Annotated in this window: 4 protein-coding genes; all 4 read right to left on the reverse strand. The window is 64.8% G+C overall.

Features of this window, described 5'->3' with window-relative positions:
• Nucleotides 1-630 precede the first annotated feature (630 nt).
• Genes KUV74_RS00005 through KUV74_RS00020 form a run of 4 tightly spaced genes read right to left on the reverse strand, consistent with a single transcriptional unit; the run spans nucleotide 631 to nucleotide 7,549 of the window.
• Nucleotides 631-1,530: an efflux RND transporter periplasmic adaptor subunit gene (locus KUV74_RS00005; protein ID WP_315900700.1), complete on the reverse strand. Its 900-nt coding sequence runs from the start codon at nucleotides 1,528-1,530 to the stop codon at nucleotides 631-633.
• Nucleotides 1,531-1,542: 12 nt separating this feature from the next.
• The gene (locus KUV74_RS00010) at nucleotides 1,543-3,492 is read right to left on the reverse strand and encodes a DEAD/DEAH box helicase (protein ID WP_222515314.1); all 1,950 of its coding nucleotides are present in this window, start codon (nucleotides 3,490-3,492) and stop codon (nucleotides 1,543-1,545) included.
• A 4-nt stretch (nucleotides 3,493-3,496) separates the two neighbouring features.
• Nucleotides 3,497-5,659: an HlyD family secretion protein gene (locus KUV74_RS00015; RefSeq protein WP_222515315.1), complete on the reverse strand. Its 2,163-nt coding sequence runs from the start codon at nucleotides 5,657-5,659 to the stop codon at nucleotides 3,497-3,499.
• Nucleotides 5,660-5,662: 3 nt separating this feature from the next.
• A complete protein-coding gene (locus tag KUV74_RS00020; RefSeq protein WP_222515316.1) occupies nucleotides 5,663-7,549 on the reverse strand; it encodes an efflux RND transporter periplasmic adaptor subunit in 1,887 nt (628 codons plus the stop codon).
• Between the last annotated feature and the right edge of the window lie 43 nt (nucleotides 7,550-7,592).

Consider the following 7,592-nt stretch of genomic DNA (forward strand, 5'->3'; position numbering starts at 1 on the left):
CTTGGCTCAAGGTTCAAACGTCTCGTTTGACGAGTCGCTTGCCTTGATATTTCAGTGACAGTGTCACTGACTCATCGGCAAGCGCCCACATGAATTACCTGATCAATTTTTAAAGAGCTTCTCGCTTTGCAGCGCCTGTTGGCGCAGCGCCCTGCGAGGAAGGCGTATTCTACAGAAGCGAAGCGTTTCGTCAAGGCTTTCTTTTTTCGCCGTGCAAGCGATGCCTGCAGGACTCAAGAGAAAGCGAAGCGAGCCTGACGCGCATTCTGCGATGCCGTCCTGGCGACTCCGATCGAGTGGCGCGCATTTTACCGATTTCTCGTTGCCCGTCAAGTGGGGAATTTCTCGAAGACTTGAAAAAGCCTTTTCAAAACAATCACTTTTACCACCCTTTACCGCCTGTGACGTTTGCTCGTCGCCGGCAGCGGATGCGTACTCTACGGATTGGGACCGGCCTTGGCAAGCACTTCGTGTAAAAAAATTTCACGCCACCGTCATCTGCATGACATCCCCGACAAGGCGACGAGGAAGGCGCCAAGAAACTGCAGCAAACCGCCGGGGCTTTCTCTGCTTACCCGGCCTCTGCTTACCCGGCTCGTCATGGAGCATCCACTGACGTATCGAATCGGCCTAGGCGTCGCCACCTTCCACGATGCCGCCGAGCTCACAGGCGATCCCTGCCGGAATCTGCTCATCTGGGTTGGCAAGCCGCATGGCCAAGGCGAAGGTCCCGCTCGAAGCGTCGATCACCGGGTCCACATGGATGACCTCCGCTGAATAGCGTTGCCCCACCGGGCTCGATAACGTTACCTCGATGACATCTCCTGCAGCGATTCTTCCGTAAGCGGCCAGCGGCAAAGCGGCCTCGATGCGTAGCGGATCGAGCTGAACCAGTTCAAGCACCGGCGTGGCGTCAACGAATTCGCCCTCCTCCGCCAGGCGTTCGCTCACCCACCCATCGAAGGGAGCCCGCGTCGTGAGCTGTTGCAGACGTGCATTGGCGAGATTGACCTGCAGGCGGGCCAGGCGAAGCTCGGTATCGATCTCGTCACGTTCGCTCTCGCTGAGCATATTGCGCTCGATCATTCGCTGGTTTCGCTGCATGCGTCGTGACGCATAGGCGGCGCGAGAACGCTCCAGTTCGACACTGGCGGATTCGACATCCCGCATCAGCGAAAACAGCGGATCGCCAGCCGCCACCCGCACGCCCGCTTGTACGTCGATTCGCTCGATGACGCCCGGCACCTGGCTCGACAGAGCAGCATGGCGACCTGGCTCCACCAGGCAGCTTATTTCACCAAATCCCGGTTCTTGCAGGTCCGTGTCCTGCGCCAGTGCCGGCGCGGCGATGCATCCCAGGGCGACGATCAGTGATCTCGCTGCTTTCATGCGCACTTCCTTTCCATCACGAAGACAAGGGTTAAACAACGATCGGCTATCAGCGCAGACCATGGCCATACAGATCTGCCAGTAGGAAAAACCATAGAGCGGATGAAAGAAATGAACGCGCCTCTTTCCGCGCGATGCCACTTCCGCGCCACGCTACTCCCCTCTTCCGCTGAAACCCAGTTGGTCATCTTCACGCCAGTCGGCTTCGAGCAAACGTACCCGCTCCCGGGCGTGGCGACGCTCCCTGGTCTGCTGCGCGCGGCGCAGTCGTGTGGCAAGCCTTCCAAGACGGCGTTGCCAGCCATCCAGTTCCGTCAGCAATTCATCCTCTTCGGACAGCACCCACTCGACGCTGCCCGGATCACCCTGGCGAGCGCAGCGCCCCATGATCTGACGATCTATCCGCGCAGCGTCGTGATGGCCCGCCAGGATCACGTGCAGGCCGCCCGCGCCACGAGTCACCGGATCAAGCGGAATATCGGTCCCGCGTCCTGCCATGCTGGTGGCAAGGGTGACCGCCCCTGGCGCCCCGGCTGCGGCGACGACCGCCGCTTCGTCGGCGTCCTGGCGAGCGCTCAGTACTCGGTGTGCAATGTCGTTGGCCTTGAGTCTCGCCGAAAGCGCTTCGGCATCAGCGAGGCTGACGGTGGTCACCAGCACAGCACGCCCTTGCGCGACGAGAGAAGGAAGACGTTGGCAGATCCATTCCCACTTGGCCGCCTTCGTGTCGCAACGCATCACCTTGCCGAGACGCCGCCGGCCAGGCCGATGGGGAGGCACCGTCACCACCTTCTGACGGTAAGTCGTCCAGAGTTCGCGCCGCACCTCCCTGGCCGTACCGGTCATACCCGACAGGTGGCGATAGCGGCGAAAGAAACGCTGGTAGGTCAGACGCGCCAGGGTAATGTTGGGATCGCTGGGCTCGCACCCTTCGCGGCGCTCGATCATCTGCTGCAACCCCTTTTCCCAGCGCCGATCCTCCATCACCCGGCCGGTGTGCTCGTCAATGATCAGCACCTTGCCATCCCGTACCAGGTAGTGGACGTCACGTTGAAAGTGGTGCTGCGCCAGCAGAGCCTGCTGGATCAACCACTGCTGACGGGAACGTCCCTGCCAGTGCCCGGCCATCGACTGGCGGGACAGTCGTTCGACCTGCGATTCCAGATAACGCTTGCCGCTGTCGGTCAACAACAGCTGCCCCTGTTCCCGCACGAAGTGCTCGTCCTCGACAAAGCGCTTCGCCATGGCGATGGCCTCATCGACAAGCGCAATATCCAGTGCACCCTCGCCGGCGGGGCCAGACAGGATCAAGGGAGTCCGCGCCTCGTCCATCAGCACGCTGTCGGCCTCGTCGACGATGGCGAAGTGCAGCCCTCTGAGCAGCAGCCTGTGGCTGGTGAGACGCCCCTGCAGTCGTGCAGCGTGGGCGCTCAAGGGGTGACGCCTGGTGCCCAGCTCCTGGGTGTCCCGCAGGTAGTCGAATACCAGTTCCTTGTTGGTGCAGTAGACCACATCCGCCGAGTAGGCCCTGCGCCTTTCGGCGGGCGTCATGCCGTGGACCACCGAGGCCACCGAGAGACCCAGGCGGGCGTAGACGGGGCCCATCTTGTCGGCGTCCCTTGACGCCAGGTAGTCGTTGACCGTGATGATGTGCACCGGGATGCCGGCCAGGGCGGCGGTAGCAGCCGGCAGAGTGGCCGTCAGGGTCTTGCCCTCGCCGGTCTGCATTTCCGCTACCTGTCCCTTCAGTAGGACCATGCCCCCCAACAGCTGCACGTCGTGGTGTGCCATGCCCAGTTCACGTCGTGCCACTTCCCTGACCAGGGCGAAAGCACGTGGCCATAGCCACCCAACCACGCCGCGACGGCGCAACGCCTGGCGCAGAAGGCCAGCCTGCGCATCGAGCGCGGTGTCGTCGAGTCGTGACAGCTGCCGCGCATGCCAGTGAAGGACGGGAAGACGGCAACGCAAGACCCATCGTCTGACCGAGGAGGGCCCGCCGAGGCTTGCCCTCAACCCATGCCAGGCCCGTTCCAGTGCACCAGGTGCTGACACCGGGCGCTCGGCGCGGCTGATGACGTCTGCGGGAACTCGTGTCAGCATCGACTCAGCGCTCGAACAGGCGCAGGAAGGAACGCCGGACCTGCCGCCACACGCGGAATCCAATCGGCTCCGGTGTGTGCTCGATACGCACCTGGACACCTTGACCCAGGCGCACCCTTGCAGCGCTCTCGATCAGGCTTGTGGCGCTGAAGTCCGCCAGATGATGCCGACGAAAGGCCCTCAGCGGCTCGCCTTCCCCCGACGCCGCCGTGGGGTCCAGGGCAACATCGCCTCCGCCCTTCTGGGTGAGACTCAGGCTCGGCACCTCATGACTGGCGCCAGGGGACAACCGCAGCAGGTGCGAGGCGACGGCCTTCGCATCACCGCCGGTACGCACGCTGACGCTGCGCCGGTCGTCGCGCACGAGTTCCGCCTGGTGGGTCGGCACCAGCGTCCGCACTCGCAGGTCACCGGATTTGACCAGCACCCCGAGGGCCTGGCCGCGGCGAACATGGCTACCCAGGAGGGGCGCCCCTTCGGGCATCATCCAGCGTCCATCGTGGGGGCTCGTCAGCAATGTCGCCGCCGCTCTGCGCCTGGCATCGACCAGCTGACCATCGACCAGGCGTTGAGTCTCCGCCAGCACCGACAGCGCCTGCGGGTCCCGAATGTCGGCCTGCTGCTGCTGCTGGATTTCCCGTGCCCTGGCCTCGAGCAGCCTCACCTCGGCTTCGAGTTCCGGTGCCGCGATACGGGCAATCGGGTCGCCGGTGCGAAGTGGCTGCCCTTGTATCGCCATCAGTTCGACCAGCTCACCGCTGACACCGGACCGCAGGCGCGCGGGCTCGGCAGAATCGATCACCCCCTTTAGGGTGGTGGCGTGAGGCGCGGGCACCAGCAGCAGGCCCGCCAGCAGCAACGCCAGGCCGCCGAGCAACCAGCTCCAGGCGCGAGTGCGAGAACCTTCGAGTTGGCTATCCACGGACATGGCCTTCAACAGCTTGAACAGGGGCAACAGCAGCGTCATGGTCACCGACCACAGCGCCAGCAGGATACCGATGAACAGGTACTGGGTGGCGACGAAGGTGGCGATGACCACCATGATGATCAGTCGGTAGACGAAGGACAGCACCGCATAGGCCACCAGCCACCAGGCCTCCTTGAGCGAACCGGCCTGACCGCTGACATCGCGACGTCCCAGCAGGTAGCGCTTGACCACGTAGGTGAGCTGCTGGTTGGCGCGGGAAAACAGATTCGGAATTTCCAGGTAGTCGGCCAGCACGTAGTAGGCGTCGAAGCGCAGCAGCGGGTTGCCGTTGAACATCAGGGTCGAGACACCGCCGATCAACATGACGTTGAAGGCCAGCGAGCGAACAACGCCAGGCTCGGCCATGGCCCACACCAGCATGGCCGCCGCCGCCAGCCAGAGTTCGACCAGCACCCCGGCGGCCCCGACCAGCATACGCTTGCCCTTGTCCGGGCAGGCCGCAGCGGCGCTGGCGTCGACGTAGGGTACCGGGAAAAAGACCAGCAGCATCACCCCGATCTCGTGGACCTCGCCGCCCGCGTCGCGGGTGGCCCAGGCGTGCCCCAGTTCGTGCAGGGTCTTGATCAACGGGTAGACCAGTGCCATCAGCAATAGATTGTCGACCCCCAGCACCCGATCGGCCAGGTTGTCGCTCAGCTGCGTCCAGTGGATGCCTGCGACCACCAGCGCCAGCACCACGGTCGCCAGCCACAGCACCGCGCCCAGCGGGCCCAGCAGCGGCCTTACCAGCGGGTAGCTCGCGGCGACGAAGCGCTCCGGATCCAGCAGCGGGATGCGGATGCCCAGCGGCGACTTGATCAGCTGCAGCCACTTGCTGCGACGCTGCCGCGTCTGACGCCGTGACAGTTCCGCGATATTGATGTCTTCGTGCCCCGAAAGCAGATTGGCACGATGCAAGCGACCGATCAGGGTGACCAGTTCCTGCTGTGTCGGCATGGCTTCGCCCAACGACCGGCTGACCTGATGCCAGATGTCGTCGAGGGTGCGTCGTCCATCGAGTCGCCCGATGATCTGATAGGACTCCGGCGTAAAACGATGCACCTGTCCAGTCAGCGAATCGTGCAGCACGTACCACGGCTCGCCGCGATACTCGTGGCGTGACAAACGCGCATGCCGGCGCAGGCGCAGGCGTAGATCGGCGACTCGGTGCCAGTGCTGGCTGAACAGTGCAGTGGTCATGATTCACCCCCACCAGCGCCACAGCGTCAGCTTGAGCCAGTCTCGCAGCCCGCGGGTCCAGATCTCGATCAGCGGACCTTCGCCGACCTCGACCCGCGCAATACCCGACAACCCTGGGCGCAGCAAGCGTTCCACCTGCCGGGGGTCAACCTCGCCGGCGTTCATCTCCAGGCGAGCCTCGACGATAAAGCGGGTCTGACCTTCACCGCTGGTGCTCCGGGGTGTGATCCGCTCGACCACCAGCGGCCAACGCTTGCCGGTCATCGAGGCGAGCACCATCGAGCCATGCTGGGTCGGCGCCAGATCATCGATACGGCCCTCGGGCACGGCCAGGTCCAGGCGAAACCCGTCCAGCGGAGAGACGCGAAACAGCTCCTCGCCCTGCTCGGTCACCGCGCCCAGTCGCTGAGTCAGGTCGCCACTGACCACCACCCCATCGAAGGGCGCGACCAGGGTGGCCCGATTGAGCCTGGACTCGACCAGCGCAACCCGTGCCTCGGCCTGCTCTCGCTGAGCCGCCAGCACGTTGAGCCCGGCGCGATCACCACGCGCGCGGGACTCCTGCTCCTGGCGTGACAGCTTGGCGATTTCGCTCTGCCATTGCAGCCGTTCCAGCAGCAGCTCCCGGGTTTCCATGCTCGCCAGCACCTGCCCGCGCTCGACACGATCACCGGCTCGCACGCTGGTTGCCTCGAGATACCCCCGGAACGGCGCCGAGATCACCCGCTGCACACGACTTTCGACGGTCACCTCCGCCGCCACCTCTTCCACCGTGGTGATCAGGGTGGAGGCGACCAGCAGAGCCACCAGCGCCAGCACCGCCAGCTTGAGCCCGAGATGTCCCGGTCCAAGCAGGCGCTCCAGTTGCTCGCCAGCCGATGCCAGCGCCTTGACCACCAGCGGCCGGTCGTTGCGCCTTTTCTCCTCCAGCGCACGGGTGCATAGCGCCAGCAGACTCTCCAGCGCCTCGATCTCGTCGAGGGTAAAGGGTCGATCGCGTTCCAGGGTCACGGCGCCACGCGCCACCCCATCGTCGAGGCAGGGTACGCTGACCACCGAAGGAACACCGCCGAGGGCGACCAGCTCCTGATGGGCCAGCTGGACACCGCCATCGTGCCGCCCTGCCGCACCTTCCACGGGAGGACAAGCCACGCTGGCCAACTGGTCGAGCGCCTCATCCATCGCCGCCGCCGTGGCCTTCACTCGATTCATCTTGCGATTGAACTGGGCGCTGTGGGAAATCTGCAACACGCGACAACTGGCACCGCGGCGCCAGCCGAGGCTTACGCGTTCGGCACCGAACTGCTCGGCCAGACGGGTCACCAGCTGTGCCGAGGCTGCGGCGAAGGTAGCCTCCGACAGCACGCCGGCCAGCAGGGACAGGCGGTCCCCGAGTACCGCCTGGTGTCGCAGCATGTCTTCTTGCCGCTCACTCATCAGGTCCCGTTCCAGCGCAGCGACACCTTCCTCGAGTCGCTGCATCAGTGGCACCAGGGACTGACGTGCCCGCGCCACACCGTCGTCGGAGGTGTCGCGCAGGCCAGGCGGAATCGCCAGGCTCAGCGCTACCGCGCCTGCCACCTCGCCATCCATGCTCACCGGATAGCCGATGCCCAGGTGCGCCTCATCCAGTTGGCTGACCATGCCACTGGCAACCTCGGCGACCTCACTTGCCAGCGCCAGCAGTGCCTCGCCGGCGCCCTCGCCCTCGCTGAAGCCCGGCCACAGCGCCACTGGCTCGATGCCGGATGGCCCACGCCACGCCACCAATCCCTCGACCAGCCGCACCTCATCGACAGCGCCGCTGCGCTCACAGTGCCGGGCCAGCCAGTGCTGCATCCGTTCACGCATGGACGCTTCAACGTCGCCCCTTGCCTCGTCTAGCAGCATACCGCTCCCGCTGGCCCGTTCAGGCCCCTCATCAAGGTGTCAA

Source organism: Halomonas sp. DP1Y21-3 (genome assembly GCF_019801245.1).
Taxonomy (GTDB): Bacteria; Pseudomonadota; Gammaproteobacteria; order Pseudomonadales; family Halomonadaceae; genus Halomonas; species Halomonas litopenaei.

Bases quoted from the DNA above. Each gene is read 5' to 3' on its own strand.
- KUV74_RS00010 (WP_222515314.1), bottom strand. From the start codon at position 3,492: ATGCTGACACGAGTTCCCGCAGACGTCATCAGCCGCGCCGAGCGCCCG.
- KUV74_RS00015 (WP_222515315.1), bottom strand. From the start codon at position 5,659: ATGACCACTGCACTGTTCAGCCAGCACTGGCACCGAGTCGCCGATCTA.
- KUV74_RS00020 (WP_222515316.1), bottom strand. From the start codon at position 7,549: ATGCTGCTAGACGAGGCAAGGGGCGACGTTGAAGCGTCCATGCGTGAA.